The organism is Citrobacter sp. Cf136, assembly GCF_030333815.1.
GTDB classification, from domain to species: domain Bacteria; phylum Pseudomonadota; class Gammaproteobacteria; order Enterobacterales; family Enterobacteriaceae; genus Citrobacter; species Citrobacter freundii.
Genome location: NZ_JAOWFE010000032.1, coordinates 562,597 through 588,748, shown reverse-complemented (window position 1 = coordinate 588,748; position 26,152 = coordinate 562,597). Strand labels below are relative to the sequence as shown.

Sequence of the window (26,152 nt, the reverse complement as noted above, 5' to 3'; positions counted from 1 at the left end):
GGTGAATTTTAGGCCGCTTCATAAATGTAAGGTATTCCGGTGAATATTCAGGCTCTTCTCTCAGAAAAAGTCAGTCAGGCCATGATTGCTGCAGGCGCGCCTGCAGATTGCGAACCACAGGTTCGTCAGTCAGCAAAAGTACAGTTCGGCGACTATCAAGCTAACGGCATGATGGCTGTCGCTAAAAAACTGGGTATGGCGCCGCGACAACTGGCTGAGCAGGTGCTGACTCATCTGGATCTCAACGGGATTGCCAGCAAAGTTGAAATTGCAGGCCCGGGCTTTATCAACATTTTTCTCGACCCAGCATTTCTGGCGCAGCACGTTCAGCAGGCGCTGGCTTCCGATCGTCTGGGCGTCACCCAACCGACTAAACAAACCGTCGTGGTTGACTACTCCGCGCCTAACGTAGCGAAAGAGATGCACGTTGGTCACCTGCGTTCCACCATCATCGGTGACGCGGCGGTGCGTACGCTGGAATTCCTCGGTCACAAGGTTATCCGCGCCAACCACGTCGGTGACTGGGGTACTCAGTTCGGTATGCTCATCGCATGGCTTGAAAAACAGCAGCAGGAAAATGCCGGAGAGATGGCGCTGGCTGACCTGGAAGGTTTCTACCGTGACGCAAAAAAACATTACGACGAAGATGAAGCCTTCGCTGAACGCGCCCGTAGTTATGTCGTGAAGCTGCAAGGCGGCGACGAATACTTCCGTGAGATGTGGCGTAAACTGGTCGACATTACCATGTCGCAGAACCAGTTAACCTACGATCGCCTCAACGTTACCCTGACCCGTGACGACGTCATGGGCGAGAGCCTGTACAACCCGATGCTGCCTGGCATCGTGGCCGATCTCAAAGCCAAAGGCCTGGCTGTTGAAAGCGAAGGCGCTACCGTCGTATTCCTTGATGAGTATAAAAACAAGGAAGGCGAACCGATGGGCGTTATCATTCAGAAGAAAGATGGCGGCTATCTCTACACCACAACCGACATCGCCTGTGCCAAGTATCGTTACGAAACCCTGCATGCCGATCGCGTACTGTATTACATCGACTCTCGTCAGCATCAGCACTTAATGCAGGCCTGGACCATCGTACGTAAAGCTGGTTATGTGCCGGATTCGGTACCGCTGGAACACCACATGTTCGGTATGATGCTGGGCAAAGACGGTAAACCGTTCAAAACCCGCGCGGGCGGCACGGTTAAACTGGCCGATCTGCTGGATGAAGCGCTGGAGCGCGCACGTCGTCTGGTCGCGGAGAAGAACCCGGACATGCCTGCCGATGAGCTGGAAAAGCTGGCAAATGCGGTCGGTATCGGTGCAGTGAAATACGCGGATCTGTCCAAAAACCGTACCACCGACTACATCTTCGACTGGGACAACATGCTGGCGTTCGAAGGCAATACCGCGCCGTACATGCAGTATGCTTACACCCGCGTACTGTCCGTATTCCGTAAAGCGGATATCGACGAAAGCGCGCTGGCAAATGCGCAGGTGATTATCAACGAAGATCGCGAGGCTCAGCTGGCTGCGCGTCTGCTGCAGTTTGAAGAAACGCTGACCGTTGTTGCACGTGAAGGTACACCGCACGTGATGTGTGCTTACCTGTACGACGTTGCCGGTCTGTTCTCTGGCTTCTACGAGCACTGCCCTATCCTCAGCGCTGAAAACGAAGAGATTCGTAACAGCCGGCTGAAACTAGCACAGCTGACGGCGAAAACCCTGAAGCTGGGTCTGGATACACTGGGTATCGAAACCGTAGAACGTATGTAATTACCTCAAGTAATGTGAAAGCCCGCGCTATGTCGCGGGCTTTTTTATTTTCCCTGACCCGTTCTCATGGCAGCGCAATCAGGCCTACGAGAAGCGGCGACGTTCACTGTAATTTGTAACAGCCCACAAGGAATGACACATTTCCCTAGAGATATGGAACATTTTTTGCCTGTCATCCCGTTTAAGCCTCCGTATCATTAGGCGGCGAATTAATCGGGTACGGGTCAATGACATTCAGAGATTTTGAGGCGGAAGAAAAACTCTTTCAGCGGCGTGTGTTGGTGGCCTTTGGCCTGGTGGTCATCTGTTTTGGCATCCTGATTTACAATCTGTATAACTTACAAATCTGTCAGCACCAGTATTACACCACCCGGTCGAATGCAAACGACATCAAAATGCTACCCGTCGCCCCCACACGTGGCATGATTTACGATCGCAACGGCATCCCGCTGGTGCGCAACGTCACCTGGTACGATATTTCCGTTACGCCTTATAAAATCAGCGATATGAATGCGTTGATCCAGCAGCTCACGCCCATCGTTGACCTCACTCCTGATGATATTGATCAGTTTCGCCATGAGCTAAAAGCCAGCAGCCGCTATCGTCCGGTCGTGCTAAAAAATGCACTTACCGATGTGGAAATCGCCCGTTTCTCGGTAAATCAGTTTCATTTTAGCGGCGTAAACATCAATAGCTACGAAGACCGCCAGTATCCCTATGGCGCGGCGCTGGCACATGTCCTTGGCTATGTTTCAAAAATCAATGACAACGACCTGAAAGCACTGGATCAAAAGGGTCAGGCAGAGAACTACGCCGCCGATCACAATATCGGTAAGCAAGGTATTGAGCGCTATTACGAAAATGAACTGCATGGAAAGACCGGTTATCAGGAGGTGGAAGTAGATAACCACGGACGCATCGTACGCCTGATCAAAGATGTGCCGCCCGTTGCCGGTAAAGATATCCATCTGACGCTGGATTTACATTTACAGCAATATATTGAGAGCTTGTTGGCTGGCCAGCGTGCCGCCGTTTTGGTTGAAGATCCACACGACGGTTCTGTACTGGCGATGGTCTCAAACCCCAGCTATGACCCGAATCCGTTTGTCAAAGGCATTAGCTATCAGGACTATAACAAGCTACTCCAGGATAAAGACCTGCCATTAATCAACCGCGTCACACAGGGATTGTACCCCCCCGCTTCAACGGTCAAACCGTATATGGCGATGTCAGCATTACTAAACGGTGTGATCACGCCGCAGACCAGTTTCTTCGGTGCTCCTACCTGGACGCTACCCGGCACCGAGCGACATTACCGTGACTGGAAAAAAACGGGCCACGGTATGTTGGATGTCACCAAAGCGATAGAAGAGTCTGCCGATACGTTCTTCTATCAGGTGGCGTATATGATGGGGATCGACCGGATTAACAGCATGCTCAGCCAGTTTGGTTACGGTAAACCGACCGGCATCGATCTTGATGAGGAGTATAACGGCCTGCTCCCGAGCCGTGAATGGAAGCAAAAAGTGCATAAAAAAGCCTGGTATCAGGGGGATACTATCTCAGTTGGCATCGGCCAGGGCTACTGGATTGCCACTCCTATCCAGATGGTCAAAGCCATGGTCGCACTGATTAACAACGGCAAGGTTATCGTCCCTCACCTGCTACTCGATGAAGAAAATGGCAAAACCTTCACGCCGTATCAAGCTCCAGAAGCACCGTCACAAATCGCCTCAGCCTCGTCACCCTACTGGGGACTGGTGCGTCAGGCGATGTTCGGCATGGCGAATGAACCAAATGGTACAGGTTATAAGTTCTTTCACACCGCACCTTACGGCATTGCGGCGAAAAGCGGCACCTCGCAGGTCTTTAGCCTGAAAGAAAATCAGACCTACAATGCGAAGATGATCCCTGTCCGCTTGCGCGACCACGTGTTCTATACCGCATTTGCGCCCTATAAGAACCCGAAGGTCGCGGTGGCGTTAATTCTGGAAAACGGCGGCAGCGATGGTGTCACCGCCGCGCCGGTTATGCGTCAAATCATGGATCATCTCTTTGCCCCGCAGGACAACACGGTACACACAGTGACGACTCAACCATCGGGTCCGATAGCGGTAGCGCCATCGAATACCGATATCAAAAATACTTACGCAAGTATTCGGTAAGACACAGCATCGCCATCGCTTGTCCGTAAGGCATAGAAGTCCGAGGGATGTTGCGGTAGAAATCGAGATTGTGTCCCATCCCGGTACCAAACGAGGTGTGCAGCAGTTCACCTTCCGGTGAAATATGCTGCACAATGCCACGAATGGCTTTTTCGGCCACCAGCGTATACTCTTGCCCAACATAGCGTTTACGTACAGCTTTGAGGATCCCATAAGCAAATCCGGCAGTTGCCGATGCTTCCAGATACGACTGCGGGTCGTCCAGCAAGGTATGCCACAACCCACTTTCATCCTGGCATTTCGCCAGCGCCGCGATTTGTGCGTTCAGGACCTGTACCAGATAGCGGTGAACGGCATTGTTTTCTGGTAAATCAAGTAATTCGAGGAAGTCCGGGATCACGATAGTTAGCCAACTGTTGCCACGCGCCCAGCGGGCATTGGCAAAGTTATGATTTCCTTCATAGCTCCAGCCGTGGAACCACAGCCCCGTGTCTTTATCCATCAGGTTTTGCACGTGCAGCAGGAACTGATACGTTGCCTCTTCGATGTAGTCAGGGCGATTGAGTAACTTGCCAATCTTCGCCAGCGGTAAAACCGTCATCATCAGCGTGTCATCCCACATCTGCTGGTGGTTTTCTTCCGCCAGCGTGATGTGTTGCATACCGCCGAACTCAGTACGCGGCATCTCATGCATTGCCCACTCAGCCCAGCTGTCGAGCCACGGTAGATACGCCGGATTACGCGTCTCTTCATAGCGATACGCCAACGTTAAAAATGGCGCCATGGTGTTAACGTTTTTGGTGGTTGCACCTTCAGCAAAGCGATCGGCAAACCAGCTATCGATGATATCGCGCATCGTTTCATCACCGGTTTGCAGATAGTACTGATACATCCCGTACAAGCCGACGCCGTGGGTCCACTCCCATCCCGCCCAGCCTTTGGTATCAATTACGCGTCCATCGTCCAGACGCAGCAAGAACTCACCAGTTTCGTCATGAATATTGACCAGGTTATGCGTCACCTTTTTGATCAGCGCTTTTAATTCATCCCTGGCAATAAAATGTTCTGGCTGGCGCAACAACGGGCTATGTTTAACCGGGTAAACAATCATTTACTTAACCTCTGTCAATGTCGGATTCAATGCTGTGACCTGCCCCTGTTGCGGCGCAGCAGCTGTATTTGGGAGGCCCCGCAATCCTCGCTTTGACAATGGGCATCCTTATAAGGGCACAGTAAAAGCAAACAGGAAGTGAAACCTTTCTATTTCTGCCAGAAGGGTTCGTGGAATGGCAACAATACAAAGAGTCCGGCAACGTACGTCACTTATTTTATAAAACTGCGTTTCTATTTAATTGAATGAGAGACTGGAATGTTGAAACAACCAGCAGTTTCAACTGCTGGTCTGAATGACGGAGGGTGTTAACGGTAGTTCACAATCACCTGATTGCTCTGAATGCGTAACGCGGGGATCAGGCGACCACCGCCGGGGACTTCCCAGACAAAATGCATCGGTTCAATGGCCGGAACATTATTGAACCCGTTGGTGGTCCCACTTTGCCCATCCAGCTCGACACAACGGGACTGAGAACATAAACGCACCCGCAGACCTGCGGGCGTGGGGCCATTCAGCTCATAGCGCCAGGCTACCAGCGTCATTAAGCCTGAGACCGGCTGGCCAGGAACCAAAGGCTCAGACGAGGCTGACTGGCCACGGTGATTTAAGGTGATCCCCATACCGCTTGCCTGCCAGGCCCCTTCTCCGGCGGCCTGCGCCACCAGAGGAAAAAACAACAACCACAGTAACTTGCGCATTATTTACCTCCAATGGTCGCTGTCATGCGGATATGGCGGTTATCGGAAAGCTCCATGTTCGATAACACCACCAACTGCGGGATGCTGCGACGTAAAAACCGCGCCAGCAGCGGACGCAACGCGTGATTAACCAGCAAGACCGGCGGCGCGCCCAACATTTCCTGCCGGGACAGCGCTTCCTGTGTTTGGGCCAGCAGGCGGTCTGCAAGCCCAGGCTCCAGGCCACCCCCCCCCTGCAGCGCTTGCAGCAGCAAACGCTCGAGCGGAGTATCAAGACCGATAACCTGAACCTCTTCATTACCCGGGAACCACTGCTGAGTGATGGCGCGTCCCAACGCAACACGGACGACCGCGGTAAGCTCATGCGGATCGTTTTGCAGCGGCGCATGTTCCGCCAGCGTTTCAAGAATGGTGCGCATATCACGAATCGGTACTTTCTCGTCCAGTAAGTTCTGCAGCACTTTATGCAGCGTGGTGAGCGTCACAACGCCCGGCACCAGATCTTCCGTCAGCTTTGGCATTTCCTGCGACACTCGATCCAGTAACTGCTGCGCTTCCTGACGGCCAAACAGCTCAGCGGCGAACTGGCCAATCAGGTGATTTAGATGCGTAGCAACAACAGTACTGGCTTCAACCACCGTAAAACCCTGAATCTGCGCCTGTTCTTTCAATGCGCTTTCAATCCAGATAGCGTCCAGTCCGAAAGCCGGATCGACCGTTTTCTCGCCCGGCAGCGACCCGGCAGCAGTACCCGGGTTAATGGCTAGCCAGCGTCCCGGATAGGCGTCACCGCTGCCAATTTCTACCCCTTTCATCAAAATTCGATAGCGGGCCGGCTGCAGATCCATATTGTCACGGATGTGTACCACCGGCGGCAGGAAGCCCATATCCTGAGCAAATTTCTTACGAATACTGCGAATTCGCCCCAGTAACTCGCCATCCTGCTGAAAGTCCACCATTGGGATCAGGCGATAACCTACCTCCATTCCCAGCGAATCTTCCAACTGCACGTCGTTCCACGTGGCTTCCACCACGGAGTTGTTTTCCGGCATTTTCACCGGCTGCGGTTCATCTGGCGCTTTTTGCTCACGACCGCGCATCCACCAGGCCAGGCCCAGCAATGCGGCAGTAAACATCAGAAACACCAGGTTCGGCATGCCCGGAACCAGGCCCAAAAGTCCAAGTACCGCCGCACTGAGCAACATGACACTAGGATTGCTGAACAGTTGGGTCACCATCTGTTCGCCTACGTCCTGGTCGGTACTCACGCGGGTCACGATAACGCCCGCCGCGGTAGAGATAACCAGCGCAGGAATTTGTGCCACCAGCCCGTCACCGATGGTCAGCAGGGTATAACTTTCCGCAGCGCTGCCCATGCTCATACCATGCTGCAACACCCCAACTAACAGACCGCCGACTACGTTGATCACCATGATCAAAATACCGGCAATGGCGTCTCCACGGACGAATTTACTCGCACCGTCCATTGAGCCGTAAAAATCCGCTTCCTGGGTCACTTCCGAGCGTCGTTTTTTAGCTTCATCTTCGCCAATCAGACCGGCATTCAAATCCGCATCAATCGCCATCTGCTTGCCGGGCATACCATCCAGCACGAAGCGCGCGCCAACCTCGGCGATACGCCCTGCACCTTTGGTGATTACCATAAAGTTAATGATGACGAGAATCACGAAGACCACGATGCCGATCGCAAAGTTACCGCCCACCAGGAAGTGACCAAAAGCTTCAACCACCTTCCCCGCCGCCGCCGCGCCGGTGTGTCCTTCCATCAAAATGATACGGGTCGACGCGACGTTCAGCGCCAGGCGTAATAATGTGGTAAACAGCAAAATCGTCGGGAATGCGGCAAATTCCAGCGTACGCTGGGTGAACATCGCCACCAGCAGCACCATGATCGACAGCGCAATGTTAAATGTGAACAGCAAATCGAGGACGAAAGCCGGCAGCGGCAGCACCATCATCGACAGGATCAGCAGGATGAGGATCGGTCCGGCAAGGATTTGCCATTGCGTGGATTTCAGGTTGCTGGGCAGACGCAGCATCGCGACCAGATTAGCCATCAGTATTCTTCTCGTTCATGAAATCCAGTGCTTCAGGCACCGGAAGGTTTTCAGGTTGTGGTGGACGTTTGCCGCCAGCCAGACGCCAGCGTTTTAGCTGCCATACCCATGCCAGCACTTCGGCAACGGCGGCATATAATTGACCCGGTATTTGCTGACCAATTTCAGCATGGCGATAGAGCGCACGCGCCAGTGGCGGCGCTTCTAACGTAGGGACACGGTGCTCTGCGCCAATTTCACGAATGCGCAGCGCAACCAGCCCGGCCCCCTTAGCGACAACTTTCGGCGCACTCATTTTGTTCTCGTCATACTTCAACGCCACTGAGTAGTGCGTAGGGTTAGTGACAATAACGTCTGCTTTTGGTACATCCGCCATCATGCGACGCTGAGCGGCCGCGCGCTGCATTTGGCGAATTTTGCCCTTAACGTGCGGGTCACCTTCGCTTTGCTTAAATTCGTCACGGATATCCTGGCGCGACATGCGCAGCTTTTTCAGATGGCTGTAGATCTGGAAAAAAACGTCGAATCCCACCATCGGAATGACGCCAAGCGCCACCAACAACGCGCACATGCCGACTAAATCCAGGGCGTTGCCCATCGCCGTAATAGGAGATTCCGCCATCAGCCGCATCATCTCTGGCCACTTGTGCCAGAGATAAAACCCGGCCACGCTGCCCACTAACGTCGACTTCAGTATCGCTTTGAGCAGTTCTGCGCCGGTTTGCGCGGAAAACATGCGTTTTATGCCCGGCAACGGATTCAGCTTAGAGAATTTGGGTTGCAGGGATTTACCGCTGAAAATCAAGCCGCCAAGCATCACCGGGGAGATTAATGCCACCAGAACGACGCCGGTAATCAACGGCAACAGCGCAATCATCGCGTCTTTAATCAGCAGGATGATTTGGCTGAGGATCAGGTTTGGATCGTTGACCATACTGTGGTCAAAACGTAATCCGGCCGACAGCATACCGGCCAGCCGACGGGCAAGCGACTCCCCGCCAATCCAGATAATACACACGCCCACCAGCAAAATAAGTAGTGAGGTTAGCTCTTTGGATCGGGGGATCTGCCCTTCTTCCCGCGCTTTTTCAAGTCGGTGGGGGGTGGGGGCTTCTGTTTTGTCGTCGTCGCTTTCTTCTGCCACGCATCAGACCCTGGATAGAGATATAGGCGAGAATGATGCCAGAACAGCTATCCAGCAATGGGAAGAGTAAGCGGTAAAAAAGACGGGATTTATGGCTTTAAGCAGAATTGCGCGTAAGCCGGATGAGAGGCCTACGCCTCACATCCGGCAAATACTCATCAGAACCCGAGGCTATCCAGCAGGTCGTCAACCTGATCCTGGCTTGCCACTACGCCAGCTTTCGAGGCGTCAACCTGCGGGCCGTTCAGCAAGCTTTCGTTTTCACGTTTAGGACGAGCGCCCTGTTCCGGTATGTTTTCCAACAGAACCATCAACAGCTGACGTTCAATTTCCTGGATAACATCCATCATGCGCTTGATGACCTGTCCGGTGAGATCCTGGAAATCCTGCGCCATCATGATGTCCAGCAACTGGGCATTAGTAAAGCTGGTATGTCCGGGCACATCACCAAGGAACTGACGGGTATCGGTGACCAGTTCACGAGCGTCTGACAGTTCGATCGGATTTTCGAACCATTCATCCCAGCGTTTGGTCAGGTCTTTGGCCCCTTTTTCCATCGCGTCCTGGTGCGGCTGCGAAGCTTCTACGCTGTTCAGCGCGCGCTCTGCCGCCTGAGCGGTCATCTGTACAACGTAATCGAGACGATCGCGGGCATCGGGAATTGCTTCTGCCGCTTCGGCAATAGCCTGATCCAGCCCCAGTTCACGCAGGCTGTCGCGCAGCATTCGGGTCAAACTGCCGATGCGCGCGATGATGTCCCCTGCAGAGTGCTCGTCAGCAGGTTTAATTTGTGGTTGCATCATCATCACACCCTCACATGCCCAGTTTCTCAAAGATTTTATTCAGTTTTTCTTCCAGCGTCGCCGCCGTGAACGGTTTCACGACATAGCCACTGGCGCCTGCCTGTGCCGCTGCAATGATGTTCTCTTTTTTCGCTTCTGCCGTGACCATCAGCACCGGCAGAGAAGCCATCCCACCATCTGCACGGATGGTTTTCAGCAGTTCCAGTCCATCCATGTTCGGCATGTTCCAGTCAGAAATAACAAAACCGAATCCCCCTGCCTGCAGCTTGTTCAGCGCATCCACGCCATCTTCAGCCTCTTCAACATTGTTGAATCCCAGCTCTTTAAGCAGGTTACGCACGATGCGACGCATGGTGGAAAAGTCATCCACAACCAAAAACTTAAGCTCTTTATCCGCCATAAAAATAAACTCCTGATTCAAATACGTATTGCCTGTCCGGCACTAATTTTCACCAGCATTTGCTGGCTCACCTGGCTAAGATCGACCACTTCGCTTACGCCACCCATATTGATGGCCTCGCGCGGCATGCCGAACACCACACAACTTGCTTCGTTTTGCGCAATGGTCCAGGCACCCGCCTGGTTCATCGCTAGCATTCCGGCTGCGCCATCGTTGCCCATACCGGTCAGGATCACCCCAACGGCATTACGCCCCGCATGTTTCGCCACCGAATGAAACAGCACATCCACTGAGGGCCGGTGCCGGTTAACCGGCGGACCGTCATGAATTTTGATTTGATAGTTCGCGCCGCTGCGCGCCAGCTCCATATGCTTGTCGCCAGGCGCGATATACGCATGCCCAGGGAGAACGCGCTCTCCGTCCTCTGCCTCTTTCACGGTAATCTGACACAGTTTGTTCAGACGTTCGGCGAACGATCGGGTAAATCCTGGCGGCATATGCTGGGTAATAAGAATACCGGGACTTGAAAGCGGCAATGGCTGGAGTACATGGCGAATTGCCTCTGTTCCTCCGGTTGAGGCGCCGATGACCAGCAGTTTTTCTGAACTGAGTAATGGCCCCGATTTCAAGGTCGTCGGTGCCGCCAAGGGTTTGTGGGCGGCCAGTTTTGCCCGCGATGCGGTGCGGATTTTCTCCGCAATCATCTCGCTATACGCCAGCATGCCTTCGCGGATCCCCAACTGAGGCTTGGTGACAAAGTCAATCGCCCCCAGTTCCAGGGCCCGCAGCGTGACCTCAGAACCTTTACCGGTCAGTGAAGAAACCATAACCACCGGCATCGGACGCAGGCGCATCAACTTCTCAAGGAAATCGAGGCCGTCCATGCGCGGCATTTCCACGTCCAGCGTCAGGACGTCGGGATTGTATTTTTTGATTAAATCCCGGGCGACCAACGGATCCGGCGCCGTCGCCACCATTTCCATATCACTGTGGCTGTTAATAATTTCGGTCATGATTTGACGCATCAATGCAGAATCATCTACCGACAACACCCTGATTTTACTCATGCTTTATCCTTACCTGGCGCATGCGCATACACGGTCTGTCCACGCAGGCTAAACTCGCGCACAAGGTTGCTAAAGTTTTCTGAATGACCTGCAAACAGCAGTCCGTCAGGTTTAAGAAGTGGAACAAAACGGTGCAAAATGTCCTGCTGCGTCGTTTTATCGAAATAGATCATCACGTTACGGCAAAATATGGCATCAAAAGGGCCTGGCACGTTGTACTGCTTATCCAGTAAATTGACGCTGGAAAATTCAACATGACCTGCCAGTTCCTGCCGAACGCGTACCAGCCCTTCATGCGGACCGGTACCGCGCATGAAATAACGCTGCAACTGCTGGGGTGACAGCGTCTTTAGCTCATCGAGGCGGTAAATGCCGTTTCTGGCCTTTTCCAGCACTTCGGTATCAATGTCGCTGGCAAAAACACGCCAGCGGCCCGGTGCCATACCTAAGGTATCGGCAAGCGTAATCGCAATGCTGTAGGGTTCTTCTCCGGTTGACGCTGCCGCGCTCCAGACGCGGTATTCACCGCTGCGCCGACGAGCATGATCTGACAGCACCGGAAAATGATGCCCTTCGCGAAAAAACGCGGTCAGGTTGGTAGTCAGGGAGTTAATAAAAGCCTGCCACTCAGCACTGTTCTGGTTAGCTTCCAGCATGCTGAGATAGCGACCAAAGTCATCCAGCCCCAGAGTACGCAAACGGCGGACCAGGCGGTTATAAACCATGTCCCGCTTATGGTCGGCCAGTACGATCCCCGCACGCTGGTAGATTAATTGACATATCCGACGAAAATGCGCGTCAGACAGCGCGAGGCGCTGTGTCATCTGTAACAATAATGACGTTTGCCCGGTGGGCAGAGATGATGTCATAGCGCCTTCTCAATCACATTCAGGATACAACGGGCGCAACCTGCGGCTGCGCCAACTCTTGTTTTGCTACGGTTTGCTCTTCAAGCTTGAAAAATGCGACACAGGCGGAAAGATTATCGGCCTGCGTGGCGAGTTGTCCGGTGGCGGATGCGGCTTCTTCCACCAGCCCGGCGTTTTGCTGCGTCACTGAGTCCATCTGGCTGACGGCCTGCGCCACCTGCTCAATGCCTCTGCGCTGTTCATCGGATGCCGAAGCAATCTCGCCCATGATGTCGTTAACCCGGGTCACCGAACTGACAATTTCCGTCATCGTGCGCGACGCCATATCCACCAGTTGCGAGCCCTGATGCACCCGGGTGACTGACTCCTCAATGAGCCCCTTAATTTCTTTCGCCGCCTGCGCGCTACGGCTTGCCAGATTACGCACTTCACCAGCGACGACGGCAAAACCACGCCCTTGCTCCCCTGCCCTGGCGGCCTCGACCGCGGCATTCAACGCCAGGATATTGGTCTGGAAGGCAATGCTGTCAATCACGCCGATGATGTCGCCGATTTTCTGCGAGCTGGCAGAAATCTCATGCATGGTGCTGGCAACCCGGGACGTCTGCTCGCCACCTTTATGCGCTGTGTCTGCCGCACTTTTGGCGATCCCTGACGCCTGGCGCGCGTTATCAGCGTTCTGGCCGACAGTGGCGGTAAGTTGTTCCATGCTGGCTGCCGTTTGTGCCAGCGCGGCCGCCTGCTGTTCGGTTCGCGAAGATAAATCGTTATTGCCCATCGCGATTTCTGAAATACCGCTATGCATGGCTGAGCTGCCCTGACGAACGTCATTTACTGTTTCGCGTAATGCCTTTTGCATCTTCTGCAGGCTGGCAAAAATGGCCGAGATCTCATTGCGCCCATAAACCGCTACTGGCCGTGCCAGATTCCCCGCGGCAATACTGTCGAAATGGCTGCCAATAATCGCCAGCGGCTGAACAATCATCTTGCGTGACCAGAACAGCGCACCGCTGGTGAGCAGTGCTGCCAGGACCACCATGGTGGCGAAAATCACCCCCGACATATGGTAATTGCGCTGACTCTGCTCTCCTGCCGTTTGCAACACGCGGTCGATGTTGCTCTGCCACGCATTCACATTCGCATCAAAAGCATCTTGAGCCGCCTGCACCGGCGCGGTCAGAAAATCTGACAACTGATTGTTTTCAAGCCAGGTGGCCTGATGCGCGAGATCGCTGTGCCACTGGTTGAAACTTTTCTCCGTCGCGCTAAACAGCGCCTTGCCTTGTTCCGTCGAATCCGACGTCGCCATAAAGCGTTTAAACATCAATTCAGACTGCGCCAGGCTGTCGCGCGCAAGGGTCATCAGGGTTTTGATGTCCTCTGGCGGATAGCTCAGGGCGGTCAGCGTCCCTGCCTTATTAAGGGCCGTACTGGCCTGTAATAACACAGCGCGGGTTTGGGCCAGCGCAGCGCGTTGCTGATTACTCCGTTCGACCTGATTCAGGTTCTGAAAACCGTCCCGAAATGCCCAGAAGGACAAGCCATTACTGCCAATCTGCAAAACACCGCAGAGGATTAAAATCAAAAACAGCGTGGTCGAAATTCGAATACGATTAAACATCAACGCTCCCATCAGGCGGCACTGGCCGCGGTTTAACTGTCAGTCAAAATGTTTCCCAATTCGTATCTTGTTCAATGCTCTGGCGCGGATAGGAGGCGCTCGGCGCTGCAGGTAATCGTGTGTCGCGTGGTTTTGTCGAGGCCGGACGTGACGCAAGGCGGAAAGTCGATACCGACTGCGTCAGGCGACTGGCCTGTTCTTCAAGAGCGGCCGCTGCGGCAGCCGACTCCTGTACCAAAGAGGCGTTCTGCTGCGTAACGCGATCCATTTCAGAGACCGCGAGCGCAACCTGATCAATCCCCCGGCTTTGCTCGTCGGAGGCCGAGGCAATCTCACCCATGATATCGGTCACCCGCGTCACGGCATTGACGATGTCGTTCATCGTTTCCCCAGCGCTTTCTACCAGTACAGAACCGGTATCAACCCGGGAAACGGAATCTTCAATCAACGCTTTAATCTCTTTCGCCGCCTGCGCACTGCGGCTTGCCAGATTACGCACTTCGCCCGCCACCACGGCAAAACCGCGGCCTTGCTCACCGGCGCGTGCAGCTTCAACCGCCGCGTTCAGTGCGAGAATGTTGGTCTGAAAGGCAATGCCATCGATGACGCTAATGATGTCGGCAATTTTCTTCGAGCTATCGGCAATTTCGTGCATGGTGTTCACCACGCTATCAACCACTTTGCCGCCATGCTGCGCGGTGTCCGAGGCGCTTTTCGCCAGTTGCGAGGCCTGACGCGCGTTGTCCGCGTTTTGCTTCACGGTTGCGGTCAGCTGTTCCATGCTGGCTGCGGTTTCCTCCAGCGCTGACGCCTGCTGTTCCGTACGAGATGAGAGATCCGTGTTTCCGCTGGCAATTTCGCTGGTACCAGAATAAATCGCATCAGAGCCTTCACGCACCAGAGTGACGGTTTCCGTCAGCGAGCGCTGCATATGATCAACCGTACTGGCCAGCTCGCCGATTTCGTTACGACCACTAACGGCGAGAGTTGCGGTCAGGTTACCGCTGGCGATTTCCCGAATATGGGCAATAACACGGGACAGAGGATTAAGCAGGGTATGACGGATGCCGTACCAGACCACCACCAGAATCAGCACCAGCACCACGGCCAGCACGCCAAGCTGCCATTGGGCGAAATGGTAATCCCGCGCGCTTTGATCAAATGCCTGAACGTAAAGCTTTTCGCTAACGCTGGCGTACTTGCCCAGCGCCTCGCCGAGCGCGTTTTGCATTCCCTGCGTAGGCTGCGCAAAGTAGGCATCCATATTGCCGCTTTCCAGAAACTGAACCAGTTCTGCCAAGGCCGCATGGTACTGCTGATATTTTTCCTCAATGTTGCCGCTGGCTTCTGCCATTTCCGGCAACGGTGTGATGTTTTTAAATTTTGCGTAATGCGTTTCAGCCTGCGCCAGCGATGCTTTCGCATTCTTCAGCAGATCGTTTTTGGCGCTGCTTTGCTGGTTAGACGCATCCATCATCATGCGCGCAGAAGAACGGCTTAAATTGATTCGTGTTTGCAGCATCAGATCCCATGTTGAGGTGAGTTCACTTTGCTGCTGTCGAAGATCGTTAGAAATAACAAAACTTTGCTGATTCTGCTGCAATGAAGAAAACAACAGACCACCGGAAACAAGCTGTAGCAGTGCGAAAACCCCCAGCACCATCATCAGCATTGTGACAACGCGGATACGGTTAAACATAAGGCACCTTCCTGAAAACGAGTTATCAACGTTATCGGCAGTGGCTGAGATAACTTTACGTTTGCAAAAAGGAAATCCTGAAGGGATGTGAAGCCTGGCGAGGGGAAGGTAAAACTGGTGTGCAGCAACTACAAATTATTCACATAAAAACACCATAATTATCATGCAAATAACATTCATACTCATCGGTGAGCACGGCCAGATTGGCTGAAATACACTTTTTTGTGTGATTGAGATCACACATACGCATCGTAAATACCACAACAAAATGGATAAAAAATTAAAAAAAGTTGTATCCGTTTACGCTTTAATCCAATTTATGTGATGAATACTTCGTTACCACTTAATAAGTATAAAAAATGAGTAACCGATCAATAAATGTTAAATCCTTACTGAGGGCTTTTTAGTGGCAAATGCAAACAAACTCACGTTGTTTATCGTGATCTTCATGCTGGCGGGGATCCTGTCGGGTGCGGTGATCCACTCTTATGCCTCCCCCGGCGTTGTGACCGCCTGGGCCGATAATATTACGCTTCTCACCGACATCTTTTTACGTCTGATTAAGATGGTGATTGCGCCTTTAGTATTCAGCACCCTGACCGTTGGTATTATGCGCCTGGGGGAAACATCCACCATCGGTCGCGTGGGCGGCAAAGCGATGATCTGGTTTATCAGCTCTTCTGTATTGTCTATTCTGGTCGGTCTGTTTGTGGTTTCCCTTGAGCAACCCGGGAGCGGGTTAAACCTTGCGATCCCGCTGGAAGCCACCGACACCGGTCTGGCCGTAGGCGGCATGAGCCTGAAAGGTTTTCTGACACATACCATTCCAACCAGCATAGCCGGGGCAATGGCTAACAATGAGATCCTGCAAATCGTGGTGTTCTCAATGTTCTTCGGTATTGGTGGAGCATCGCTCGGAGAAAAATTTAACGCTCCGCTGGTTGCCGCGCTGGATGTGGTTTCCCACATTATGCTGAAGGTGACCGGCTACGTGATGTACGTCGCGCCGCTGGCAATTTTTGCCGCCATCTCTTCCGTAATCTCTACCCAGGGTCTGGGGATCCTGCTTAACTATGCATCGTTTATCGGCGGCTACTATGTGGCGATTTTGCTGACCTGCCTGGTTCTGTTGGCGGTGGGTTATGTCATGCTGAAAAAAGAGGTATTTCGCCTGGTGAGCATGCTGAAAGACCCGGTTCTGGTCGCATTCACCACCAGCAGCTCTGAGGCCGCTTATCCGAAAACGCTGGAGCAATTAACTAAATTTGGCTGCTCACCCAACATCGTGTCATTCGTGCTGCCTATCGGTTATTCGTTCAACCTGGTCGGTTCCATGGTCTATTGTTCATTTGCCTCCATGTTTATCGCGCAGGCCTATAATATTCACCTCTCTTTCGCAGAAATCACCGTCCTGATGCTGACGCTGATGCTGGCGTCCAAAGGAATTGCAGGTGTGCCACGTTCAGCACTGGTGGTGCTGGCGGCAACCATCCCGAGCTTCAATATTCCGGTTGCCGGAATTCTGCTACTGATGGGAATTGATCACTTCCTGGATATGGGACGTTCAGCAATCAACGTATTAGGTAACGGGATTGCAACGGCGATGCTGGCGCAGGATGAAGGTTTACTGGAAGAAGAACCTGAGCTAGTTGAGCGGGAAGCGTAAGAAGGAAATCGGCCGGATGCGCTACGCTAATCCGGCCTACAACAGTAATCATTGTAGGCCGGATGAGTTATGGCGATTATGCGACGTGGGAAGCGGCAATATCCAGCAGCGCCATTTCTTCGCTGTTCAGCAGCTTCTCAATGTTGACCAGGATCAGCATCCGGTCACCCAGCGCACCCAATCCCGTCAAATATTCCGTCGACAGCGTGACCGCAAACTCCGGTGCCGGACGGATTTGATCCGTTGTCAGCGACAGCACATCTGAAACGCCATCCACCACAATCCCAACCACCCGCTGACCCAGGTTCAGCACAATCACCACGGTGTTTTCGTTGTAATCCACATCACTCTGGCTAAATTTCACGCGCAGGTCGACGATAGGCACAATCACACCACGCAGGTTCGTGACGCCTTTGATAAACGCAGGCGTGTTAGCGATGCGCGTCACCTGATCATAACCACGGATTTCCTGCACTTTCAGGATATCGATACCGTACTCTTCATCCCCCAGCGTAAACACGAGGAATTCCTGACCTGACGGTTCGCCGGCCAGTTTAGTTACATTACTCATACCGGTCATATTCTTCCCTTCTCACTCAATCAGGCGGCTGTGATCGCCACACGTTGTTCGCGGTTTAATCCCTGCAATGCAGAGACATCGACAATCAGCGCGACGCTGCCGTCGCCGAGGATCGTTGCTGCAGAAATACCTGGCACTTTGCGGTAGTTGCTTTCCAGGTTTTTGACCACTACCTGGTGTTGACCAATTAACTGATCGACCAGCAGCGCATAGCGACGCCCTGCACTTTGTAAAATAACCACAATGCCCTGAGTCGCTTCAGTTTTAGCGCCTTCAACCTCAAAGACTTTCCACAACTCAACCAACGGTAAATATTCGCCACGCACTTCCAGAACGCGTTCGCCTCCGGCCAACGGATGGAGATCTTCTTCGCGCGGTTGCAGCGATTCCATAACGGCATTTAGTGGCAGAATGAAGACCTCATCCGCCACGCGCACGGACATCCCGTCGAGGATCGCCAGCGTCAGCGGCAGCAGAATGCGAATAGTGGTCCCCTGTCCCTGTTTGGACTGGATCTCAACATGGCCGCCCATCTCCTGGATATTTCGCTTCACCACATCCATACCCACGCCGCGTCCGGAGACATCCGTCACCTGTTCGGCGGTCGAAAAGCCTGGAGCGAAGATCAACATACCCACTTCGTCATCGCTCATATTTTCGTGGATCGGCATGCCCTGGGAGATAGCTTTGGCCAGGATACGTTCGCGGTTCAGGCCAGCGCCATCATCGGTCACTTCAATACAAATATTCCCACCCTGGTGCTCGGCGGAAAGCGTCAGATTGCCGATTGGGCTTTTGCCGGATTCAAGGCGTTTTTCCGGCAGTTCGATACCATGGTCGAGGCTGTTACGCACTAGGTGCGTCAACGGATCGATGATGCGTTCAATCAGGCTCTTATCGAGTTCGGTTGAGCTACCTACCTGCGTCAGCTCGACCTGTTTACCCAGCTTACCGGCCAGATCGCGTACCAAACGAGGGAAACGACTGAACACATACTCCATTGGCATCATACGAATCGACATCACTGACTCTTGCAAATCGCGGGCGTTACGTTGTAACTGACCCATGCTGGTGATGAGATCGCCATGATTGACGGGATCCAGTTCGTTAGAGCGCTGAGCCAGCATCGACTGGGTGATCACCAACTCACCGACCAGGTTAATGAGCTGATCGACCTTCTCAACCGCTACGCGGATGCTGGTCGACTCGCTGGCGCGGGCTGGTTTTTCACGCTCCGCGCGCCCATGTGGCGCTTCACTGGCGGCGGCTTTCACCGCTGGCGCAACGGCAACCGGCTGCGGCTTCGCGACAACGGCTACCTCTTCAGTTTCAACAATCGCGGGCGCTGCGCTGACGGTTTCGAATTCAATTTGGTCAGCTTCAATGACAAAGCAGAGTACTGCAATGATGTCATCTTCTGCGAGGTTGCCATCAAGCGTAGCTGACAGCGTGTCGCTTCCTTTTACCACATCGGTTAAGGTCGCCAGATTCCCCAGTTCCTCTTCCAGCAAATCCACTTCGCTGGCTTTCAGACGCGAGAGAGTAATGCGTTTTTTGCTCTCTTCACTGGCGAGTTCAGGCTTTGCAACCGCCTCTTCCTGCATAGAGGTGCTATCAACAACGCTCAGTTTTGCTGAGTTGACAACTGACGGTGCGGTTTCACCTTTCGCTTCGAGCGCTAACTGCCGTAACGCCTGGCAAATGTACTCAAAACTGTCGGCATCAGGCTCCACTGAGCTTTTATAGGCGTCGAGCTGTTCCTGCATAATATCTTTCGTTTCCAAAAACAGGTTGATAATGTCGGCATTGAGCTGCATCTCGCCACGCCGCGCTTCATCCAGCAGGTTTTCCATCAGATGGGTCGTTTCCTGCAAAATGGTAAAGCCGAAGGTGCCCGCCCCGCCTTTAATCGAGTGCGCTGCACGAAAAATGGCATTCAGCTGTTCGGAGTCCGGGGCTTCAGGAACCAAATCAAGAAGGTGTTGCTCCATATCAGCCAACAGTTCGTCAGCTTCATCAAAAAATGTCTGATAAAAATCGCTAATATCCATGCTCACGCTATCACCTCGGATTGGCTGGTGGCGATGTGGGAACGCTTACCGGCGGGAGTTCCGCTGGCCGTTGTAAGACACTTACCGGCTCATTCTGGCTTTCAGCGTTTTCATGCAAAATGGCCTCTTCTGCCTGCTTATTGAGAACCAGCAGGCTAATACGGCGGTTGATAGCGTCTTCAGGACCGCGATCGCTCAGACGCATCGTGGCGGCCATACCTACCACACGTAATACTTTTCCATCATCCAGACCGCCGCTAACCAGCTCGCGACGCGATGCATTTGCGCGATCGGCAGACAATTCCCAGTTGCTGTATCCTTTCTCACCATTCGCGTAAGGATAATCATCCGTGTGACCGGAAAGGCTGATCCGGTTAGGGATCCCGTTGAGCACTGGTGCAATCGCGCGCAGGATATCGCGCATGTACGGCTCAACTTCAGCACTACCGGTCTTAAACATTGGGCGATTCTGACTGTCGATAATCTGTATCCGCAGCCCTTCCTGAACTAAATCAATCTTTAAATGCGGACGCAGCGCTCGCAGTTTGGGATCGGATTCAATCAGTTGATCGAGATCGCCACGAAGTTTGCTCAAGCGGCTCTGTTCCATACGTTTTCTCAGGTCATCAATATTCGGCTGCTTGTTCACCTCACCCTGCTGCTGGGTGTAATCATCCCCGCCGCCTGGAATCGGGCTTTGGCTATTCGAAATACGATTTCCCCCGGTCACCGCGGTGGCCAGCGGTGTACGGAAATATTCGGCAATCTGGATCAATTCTTTAGGGCTGGATATAGAAATGAGCCACATCACCAGAAAGAAGGCCATCATCGCGGTCATAAAATCGGCGTAGGCGATTTTCCACGAGCCATGCGCCCCACCACCGTGATTCTTATGTTTGCGTCGCTTTACAACGATAATGGGATGGGCCTGATTTTTCATGCGTCCTCGGTCGTCTGTTGCGCAGTTGGATTTCTCACCGCACGAACATGTTCTTCCAGTTCGATAAACGAAGGACGTTCGCTGGAGTACAGAGTCTTACGACCGAATTCAACGGCAATCGGCGGCGCGTAGCCATTCAGATTGGAGAGCAGCGTTATCTTCACGCACTGCATCATTTTGGTTGTTTCAGCGCTTTTCTGGCGCAGAACGCTGGCAAGCGGAGAAATAAATCCATAGGCCAGCAAAATACCGAGGAATGTTCCCACCATCGCATGCGCAATCAACGCCCCCAGCTCTGCTGCCGGGCGATCGGCAGAAGCCAGTGCATGCACAACCCCCATAACGGCCGCGACGATCCCGAATGCCGGCAGTGAGTCGCCGACCATCGCCAGACTATTCGCCGGAACTTCGGCCTCACTCTCATGAGTCTCAATTTCTTCGTCCATCAGCGCTTCAATTTCAAACGTATTCATATTGCCGCTGATAATCAGGCGTAGATAATCGACAATAAAATCAAGCATTACGGCATCGGCAAGAATGCGCGGATAGCTAGCGAAGATTTCACTTTCTTTTGGGTTTTCGATGTCGCGCTCAAGCGAGAACATGCCCTGTTGACGTGACTTGGCCATCAGGCGATACAGGAGCGCCAGCAGATCCATATACATCGCTTTGGTGTATTTCGAACGACGGAAAAGCAACGGGATCGCTTTCATCGTCCCTTTGATGGCTTTCCCATTATTGCCGACGATGAATGCCCCAATACCCGCGCCACCGATAATCACCAGCTCAGCCGGTTGATAGAGTGCCCCAAGGTGTCCGCCGGTCATCATGTAACCGCCGAAAACTGTACCAATAACAACCAGGTAACCTAATAAGATAAGCACGACATCATCCTTTCGCAATTGACTATGACAGGATGCGCAGTCGGGCAATTAACGTAAGGTCAGGACAAAAAAAAGCAGCGGTAATCGCTTACCGCTGCTGGAGTGTTCATCCACACCGTATCAGTTAAACAGCCTGTTCGATCTGTTCATCCAGCAGTTGTGGAATAATATCGGCAGCATTCTGGGAAAGTTTACGTCTTTTTACGGCCCTTGATGGCGGCTGGCATAAACTACAGGCAAAGCTGCCTGCGGGTTGGTGTGCATGGGTGATAAAATTCCCACCGCAACAATTGCATTGGGACAACTCCAGCAATCCGCTGTCGACAAATCGCACCAGCGTCCACGCGCGAGTTAACGCCAGCAATGGCCCTTCTTCAGGCTGCGGACACTGCTCAAGATATAACCGATACGCCTTAATTACGGCATCCACGCCGCTACAGAGACCCGTTTTGAGCAGGAATTGCCATGCATTGCAAAACATCGACGCATGAATATTTTGTTCCCACGTCATAAACCAGTCGGTGGAAAACGGGAGCATCCCTTTTGGCGGAGGACTACCGCGTAATTCTTTGTACAGCTTGATTAATCGACCACGGCTTAATTGCGTTTCGCTTTCCAGCATTTGCAAACGGGCGCCCAATGTGATTAATTCCATTGCCAACTGGATATCACGCGCTTCCTGAACAATGCTTTTTTCGCTCATCATCAAGCCCTTTTCTTACGTGCTGCATCATCGATGTCGCTTAACAGGCGTGTGGAAAGCATAATACCAGTATGGATTTGCTGAAGATCGTCAACGCGGGAGTCTTGCGTCAGGCGAGTAACAGTCTGGTGATCGTCGAAACGGAAATGACATACCAGTTGGTTTGTTTCGGCCAGTTTGACCATTTGAGGAAGTGTTAATGTTGCCAACGTGTCCGCCATTTCCTCGCTGATACCAAGGCGAAACATCGCAGATGCTTTGTCCTGAACGATCAAACGCTGTGCAAGCAATAAATATGACAAATTGATGTCATAAATGTGTTTCAGCAACTCGGATGTATGCATTATTTGCATCCATAATAACCAACATTGTTTTCATGCGGTAAAACCGCACCCCGTGATGTCGCCGGGAAGGCCCGGTAAAAAAAAGCAAAAGGTCAAATACATAGCAACGTAACGACACTTACGCGTCGTCTAAACATTCCCTTTTAAGAAGGCAGCGTCCCTTACAAGCTCACATCAATTCTTACAAATGTCTAAGATTTTTCCTAATTCGACGCAACTCTACCCGCCGTCAGTTACACATACAACGGAGCTATGCTGCGAATTTAAAGAATATGTGATCAAGATCACATAAACCAGCCAAACACTTAACATAAATCCATCAGCGTGGCTTTTACTTTGTTTATTTTCTAACCTCCCATTATCCATTTCGATTCCTGATGTACGAATATTCTTGCAATAAAAGCGAATAGTATTATGTTCACGACCGTTAATATCACGCCATGAAATAGCGAGCTGGATCACATATTTAACTCAAAAAACTTTTTTAATTAAATACTTTATAAACAATGACTTAAATATTTAGAGCGATTAATTAATACCGCGATGTGACGACCTTGCAAATGTTAATGTATGTTTATTTTTTATTAACACATTGTTTTCATTAGCCGTGGGTTTTACTTAAGTTACCTGAACATATCTGCAACCAATATGAATCGATTATTCTATTTATAAGAATAATTAATGAATAATCATGATGACATTCACACTATGAAGGAAGGAAACGTTGCAGTATGGAGTAAGCTGAGTAAAGCTGAAAAGCCCTCTCATAATTCTTGAAAAAAAGGAGCGAGTTATGAGCTATTCGCACATTCTTGTTGCTGTTGCCGCCACCCCTGAAAGTCAGCAGTTGTTAGACAAGGCGGTTTCTATCGCTCGCCCTGTCAACGCCCGAATTAGCCTGATTACACTGGTCTCAGACCCCGAACTTTATAACCAGTTTGCTGCCCCCATGCTGGAAGACCTGCGTGAAGTCATGCAGGAAGAAACTCAGGATTTTATCGACAAACTTAGCAAAGAAGCAGAATACCCCATTGAGCATACCTTTATTACCTATGGGGCTCTGAATGAACATATCCTGGATGTATGCCGCAAATACGCCATTGATCTGGTCATTTACGGCAACCATAACCACAGTTTTTTTTCACGCGCTTCCTGTTCCGCGAAAAGCGTGATTCATACCAGCCAGGTGGACGTTCTTCTGGTTCCGCTAGCAGGAGATTAATACACAGCGCCAGGACTTCATGCGAGTTTAGAACAGGATGAAATATTGTCTGGCAGTTGGCATTGACTCCGACGCGGCGTGACTGCTTTAAGATCACTAATGAACGTCGCCTGCCAGTTGTCGATATCGTTTTTAACGATAGTCTCAAGCATTTCAGCGTGGCGCGAAATGCGTTCGGTAAGTGGCATCGTCAGCGCCTGGTTTAATGCGCTTGCCACTTCATCCCGGTCATAAGGATTAACAATAAGCGCAGAGGTTAGCTCATTCGCCGCCCCGGCAAATTGCGATAAAACCAGCACGCCAGGGTTAGCAGGATCCTGTGCGGCCACAAACTCTTTCGCCACCAGGTTCATACCATCGCGCAACGGGGTCACCAATCCTACGTCAGAGTAGCGGAAGATCTTCATCAGCAATTTACGATCAAAATACTGGTTCAGATAGTAAAGCGGCGTCCAGCCCAGTTGCCCATATTTGCCGTTGATTCGCCCTGCTTCTGTTTCCAGTTGGTGGCGAATATCCTGATAGGCCTGCACCTCTTCACGCGAGGTCGGCGCTATCTGCGTATAGCGAATTTTACCGTGGTGCTGCGGATAATGTTCCAGTAAGGCCTCGTAGGCCTGAAAGCGCTCCGGCAAGCCTTTGGAGTAATCCAGACGCTCCACGGAGAAAATATTCTGCACATTTTTAAGCTCCGCTTTTAGCTGCGCCAGTTTTGGCGGCAGCGGTCCGGACGCCTGTCGTGCAATCTCATCAGGTTCGATACCGATGGGATAGACCTGAGTGCGAAACGCTTTTCCCCATGCCAGATGCTGCTTATCTTTATGCGTGGACACCCGAGTCTGGGCTGCGAGACAGTCCAGAAAAGCCTGGCGATCGTTTTCAGTCTGGAAACCAAGCAAATCAAAATCACACATTTGCTCAAGTAGCGCCAGATGTGGAGGGAGCGCATTAAAAATTTCCGGCGTCGGAAAAGGAATATGCAGGAAAAAACCGATGCGGTTATTCACACCGCGCTTACGTAACTCGCAGGCAAACGGCAACAGATGGTAATCATGAATCCAGATGATGTCGTCATCGTCAAGCAGCGGCAGAAGTTTATCTACCAGTAAGGCATTAACCCGTTGGTAGCCTTCCCAGGCAGAGCGCTGAAACTGAACTAAATCCAGTCGATAGTGAAATGCGGGCCATAAAACCGCATTTGAAAACTGGCAGTAATACTCTTCGTAATCTTGCTCACTCAAATTAAACGAGGCCCAGGTGATATTGCCACGCGTGACTTTTTTTAACGGTTTATCCTCATTACCTGTATCACCACTCCAGCCAAACCACAGACCACCAGCAGCTTTTAACGCGCCCAGTACACCGACCGCGAGCCCACCCGCGCTCCCTTTGTCATCTGGTGAGGCGATACGATTAGATACTACGACTAAACGACTCATAGCCACCTCTTCTGTTATTCGTTGCTTTCGATTCTTGCTGCGAAGAGTTAATTTGCTCCAGCCAGCGCCAGACATCCCTGACGCCATCCAGACGCCATGTCGCCTGCGTCGGCCCGCTCCCCACCTTCACGGAAATACCGCCAGCGCGGTTAACCACAGCAAATCCTGTTTCATCTGTCAGATCATCACCGAAAAACACAGGGATCCGGCCAGCAAAAGGCGCTTCCTGCATAAATGCAGCTATCGCGTCGCCTTTATTGCTGCCCTTAGGCTTTATTTCCACGACACATTTTCCGTGCTGCAGAGCAAGCTGCGGCCATCTGCGCGTGATGCGTTCAGCCAGGGTAATCAGCGCAGCTTCGTGTTCGGGTGCCTGACGATAGTGCAACGCGAAAGCCATACCTTTGGTTTCCAGCGTTGTCCCCGGTAACGTCACTAACGCTGCGTGTAATAAAGCCCCAGCTTCACGCTCGATACCTTCAGGCAGTTGTACTATGTGCGTTTGACCATTGATGTCACGGCGTTCTGCCCCATGCACTCCGGCAAGCGGAAAACGAAACGGAGTTGTGAGTGCGTCAAGCTCAACCATTGAGCGCCCTGAAATCAATGCCAGCGCATCCGCATTATGCGTCGCTAACTGATGTAAACATTGCAGGATTGCCTTAGGGACAACGACCTGGTCGGGAAAGGGTTTAATCTCAGCAAGTGTCCCATCGAGATCAAAAAAGTAAGCACAGTTTACAGATTGTTCAGGGGGTAAGATCAGTGATGCTGTCACCCGGTTATCCTCCTCATCATGGTCAGAACGCCACGCGGATCGCGGCGTATAGATGATGTATGACGGATATAAGTATAGACAGTGTGACCATGCTCGCCATTTGGAAAAACAATC

22 protein-coding genes are annotated in these 26,152 nt (G+C 52.1%); 4 read left to right on the top strand and 18 right to left on the bottom strand.

The features are described from left to right. The first annotated feature begins 39 nt into the window (after positions 1-39). Positions 40-1,773 carry an arginine--tRNA ligase gene (gene argS, locus OGV98_RS07130; protein WP_003034673.1) on the top strand — a complete coding sequence of 578 codons (1,734 nt, stop codon included), beginning with the start codon at positions 40-42 and terminating at the stop codon, positions 1,771-1,773. Between the two features lie 227 nt (positions 1,774-2,000). After that, positions 2,001-3,938, top strand: a complete 1,938-nt coding sequence (gene mrdA2, locus OGV98_RS07125; protein ID WP_193339175.1) for a peptidoglycan DD-transpeptidase MrdA2 — start codon at positions 2,001-2,003, stop codon at positions 3,936-3,938. Here the strand turns inward: mrdA2 and bglB are convergent. The 10 genes from bglB to tar all read right to left on the bottom strand — a co-directional run bounded on the left by bglB (position 3,910) and on the right by tar (position 15,431). Then, positions 3,910-5,049 (bottom strand): beta-galactosidase BglB, encoded by a 1,140-nt coding sequence (bglB, locus tag OGV98_RS07120; protein WP_044711087.1) that lies wholly within the window; start codon positions 5,047-5,049, stop codon positions 3,910-3,912. The genes mrdA2 and bglB overlap by 29 nt on opposite strands. Before the next feature lie 308 nt (positions 5,050-5,357). After that, entirely contained in the window at positions 5,358-5,750 is a 393-nt protein-coding gene (gene flhE, locus OGV98_RS07115) for a flagellar protein FlhE (RefSeq protein WP_016150530.1), read from the bottom strand. Further along, positions 5,750-7,828 carry a flagellar biosynthesis protein FlhA gene (gene flhA, locus OGV98_RS07110; RefSeq protein WP_003034666.1) on the bottom strand — a complete coding sequence of 693 codons (2,079 nt, stop codon included), beginning with the start codon at positions 7,826-7,828 and terminating at the stop codon, positions 5,750-5,752. The genes flhE and flhA overlap by 1 nt, the downstream gene beginning before the upstream one ends. Beyond that, positions 7,821-8,972, bottom strand: coding sequence for a flagellar biosynthesis protein FlhB (flhB, locus tag OGV98_RS07105; RefSeq protein WP_286551142.1), 1,152 nt, complete (start codon positions 8,970-8,972; stop codon positions 7,821-7,823). The genes flhA and flhB overlap by 8 nt, the downstream gene beginning before the upstream one ends. A 158-nt stretch (positions 8,973-9,130) precedes the next feature. Then, complete coding sequence (gene cheZ / locus OGV98_RS07100; RefSeq protein WP_003034659.1) at positions 9,131-9,775, bottom strand: protein phosphatase CheZ; 645 nt, start codon at positions 9,773-9,775, stop codon at positions 9,131-9,133. A 10-nt stretch (positions 9,776-9,785) separates the two neighbouring features. After that, positions 9,786-10,175: a chemotaxis response regulator CheY gene (gene cheY, locus OGV98_RS07095; protein WP_003034656.1), complete on the bottom strand. Its 390-nt coding sequence runs from the start codon at positions 10,173-10,175 to the stop codon at positions 9,786-9,788. Between the two features lie 17 nt (positions 10,176-10,192). Next, positions 10,193-11,242 (bottom strand): protein-glutamate methylesterase/protein-glutamine glutaminase, encoded by a 1,050-nt coding sequence (locus OGV98_RS07090; protein WP_003839158.1) that lies wholly within the window; start codon positions 11,240-11,242, stop codon positions 10,193-10,195. Then, on the bottom strand, positions 11,239-12,111 hold the full coding sequence (cheR, locus tag OGV98_RS07085) for a protein-glutamate O-methyltransferase CheR (protein WP_003034649.1): 873 nt from the start codon (positions 12,109-12,111) through the stop codon (positions 11,239-11,241). Before cheR ends, OGV98_RS07090 begins: the two co-directional genes overlap by 4 nt. A gap of 19 nt (positions 12,112-12,130) precedes the next feature. Next, the gene (gene tap / locus OGV98_RS07080) at positions 12,131-13,732 is read right to left on the bottom strand and encodes a methyl-accepting chemotaxis protein IV (protein WP_057101305.1); all 1,602 of its coding nucleotides are present in this window, start codon (positions 13,730-13,732) and stop codon (positions 12,131-12,133) included. Positions 13,733-13,775: 43 nt separating this feature from the next. Continuing rightward, complete coding sequence (gene tar / locus OGV98_RS07075) at positions 13,776-15,431, bottom strand: methyl-accepting chemotaxis protein II (RefSeq protein ID WP_032936849.1); 1,656 nt, start codon at positions 15,429-15,431, stop codon at positions 13,776-13,778. 406 nt (positions 15,432-15,837) lie between these two features. On the opposite strand from tar, the gene OGV98_RS07070 reads away from it, so the two are divergent. After that, entirely contained in the window at positions 15,838-17,097 is a 1,260-nt protein-coding gene (locus OGV98_RS07070) for a dicarboxylate/amino acid:cation symporter (RefSeq protein ID WP_049002348.1), read from the top strand. Between the two features lie 76 nt (positions 17,098-17,173). On the opposite strand, the gene cheW is transcribed toward OGV98_RS07070, so the two are convergent. The 6 genes from cheW to flhD all read right to left on the bottom strand — a co-directional run bounded on the left by cheW (position 17,174) and on the right by flhD (position 22,599). Beyond that, on the bottom strand, positions 17,174-17,677 hold the full coding sequence (gene cheW, locus OGV98_RS07065) for a chemotaxis protein CheW (RefSeq protein WP_003034638.1): 504 nt from the start codon (positions 17,675-17,677) through the stop codon (positions 17,174-17,176). A 20-nt stretch (positions 17,678-17,697) separates the two neighbouring features. Then, entirely contained in the window at positions 17,698-19,728 is a 2,031-nt protein-coding gene (gene cheA / locus OGV98_RS07060; protein ID WP_202581324.1) for a chemotaxis protein CheA, read from the bottom strand. A gap of 10 nt (positions 19,729-19,738) precedes the next feature. Next, on the bottom strand, positions 19,739-20,668 hold the full coding sequence (gene motB / locus OGV98_RS07055) for a flagellar motor protein MotB (protein ID WP_003034631.1): 930 nt from the start codon (positions 20,666-20,668) through the stop codon (positions 19,739-19,741). Further along, positions 20,665-21,552: a flagellar motor stator protein MotA gene (gene motA, locus OGV98_RS07050; RefSeq protein WP_003034628.1), complete on the bottom strand. Its 888-nt coding sequence runs from the start codon at positions 21,550-21,552 to the stop codon at positions 20,665-20,667. Before motA ends, motB begins: the two co-directional genes overlap by 4 nt. 124 nt (positions 21,553-21,676) lie before the next feature. Further along, entirely contained in the window at positions 21,677-22,261 is a 585-nt protein-coding gene (gene flhC, locus OGV98_RS07045; protein ID WP_008785071.1) for a flagellar transcriptional regulator FlhC, read from the bottom strand. Further along, complete coding sequence (gene flhD / locus OGV98_RS07040) at positions 22,258-22,599, bottom strand: flagellar transcriptional regulator FlhD (protein WP_003034622.1); 342 nt, start codon at positions 22,597-22,599, stop codon at positions 22,258-22,260. The genes flhC and flhD overlap by 4 nt, the downstream gene beginning before the upstream one ends. A gap of 793 nt (positions 22,600-23,392) precedes the next feature. Here flhD and uspC point away from each other — a divergent pair. After that, positions 23,393-23,821 (top strand): universal stress protein UspC, encoded by a 429-nt coding sequence (gene uspC / locus OGV98_RS07035; RefSeq protein WP_003034619.1) that lies wholly within the window; start codon positions 23,393-23,395, stop codon positions 23,819-23,821. A 17-nt stretch (positions 23,822-23,838) separates the two neighbouring features. On the opposite strand, the gene otsA is transcribed toward uspC, so the two are convergent. Together otsA and otsB are read right to left on the bottom strand one after the other, a co-directional pair. Next, positions 23,839-25,260 carry an alpha,alpha-trehalose-phosphate synthase gene (gene otsA, locus OGV98_RS07030; protein WP_044711093.1) on the bottom strand — a complete coding sequence of 474 codons (1,422 nt, stop codon included), beginning with the start codon at positions 25,258-25,260 and terminating at the stop codon, positions 23,839-23,841. Continuing rightward, entirely contained in the window at positions 25,235-26,038 is an 804-nt protein-coding gene (gene otsB, locus OGV98_RS07025; protein ID WP_061548918.1) for a trehalose-phosphatase, read from the bottom strand. Before otsB ends, otsA begins: the two co-directional genes overlap by 26 nt. Positions 26,039-26,152: the final 114 nt, after the last annotated feature.

Bases quoted from the DNA above. Each gene is read 5' to 3' on its own strand.
- mrdA2 (WP_193339175.1), top strand. From the start codon at position 2,001: ATGACATTCAGAGATTTTGAGGCGGAAGAAAAACTCTTTCAGCGGCGT.
- bglB (WP_044711087.1), bottom strand. From the start codon at position 5,049: ATGATTGTTTACCCGGTTAAACATAGCCCGTTGTTGCGCCAGCCAGAA.
- OGV98_RS07090 (WP_003839158.1), bottom strand. From the start codon at position 11,242: ATGAGTAAAATCAGGGTGTTGTCGGTAGATGATTCTGCATTGATGCGT.
- cheA (WP_202581324.1), bottom strand. From the start codon at position 19,728: ATGGATATTAGCGATTTTTATCAGACATTTTTTGATGAAGCTGACGAA.
- tar (WP_032936849.1), bottom strand. From the start codon at position 15,431: ATGTTTAACCGTATCCGCGTTGTCACAATGCTGATGATGGTGCTGGGG.
- flhA (WP_003034666.1), bottom strand. From the start codon at position 7,828: ATGGCTAATCTGGTCGCGATGCTGCGTCTGCCCAGCAACCTGAAATCC.
- uspC (WP_003034619.1), top strand. From the start codon at position 23,393: ATGAGCTATTCGCACATTCTTGTTGCTGTTGCCGCCACCCCTGAAAGT.
- cheZ (WP_003034659.1), bottom strand. From the start codon at position 9,775: ATGATGCAACCACAAATTAAACCTGCTGACGAGCACTCTGCAGGGGAC.
- cheR (WP_003034649.1), bottom strand. From the start codon at position 12,111: ATGACATCATCTCTGCCCACCGGGCAAACGTCATTATTGTTACAGATG.
- tap (WP_057101305.1), bottom strand. From the start codon at position 13,732: ATGTTTAATCGTATTCGAATTTCGACCACGCTGTTTTTGATTTTAATC.
- cheW (WP_003034638.1), bottom strand. From the start codon at position 17,677: ATGACCGGTATGAGTAATGTAACTAAACTGGCCGGCGAACCGTCAGGT.
- cheY (WP_003034656.1), bottom strand. From the start codon at position 10,175: ATGGCGGATAAAGAGCTTAAGTTTTTGGTTGTGGATGACTTTTCCACC.
- otsA (WP_044711093.1), bottom strand. From the start codon at position 25,260: ATGAGTCGTTTAGTCGTAGTATCTAATCGTATCGCCTCACCAGATGAC.
- flhE (WP_016150530.1), bottom strand. From the start codon at position 5,750: ATGCGCAAGTTACTGTGGTTGTTGTTTTTTCCTCTGGTGGCGCAGGCC.
- motB (WP_003034631.1), bottom strand. From the start codon at position 20,668: ATGAAAAATCAGGCCCATCCCATTATCGTTGTAAAGCGACGCAAACAT.
- flhD (WP_003034622.1), bottom strand. From the start codon at position 22,599: ATGCATACATCCGAGTTGCTGAAACACATTTATGACATCAATTTGTCA.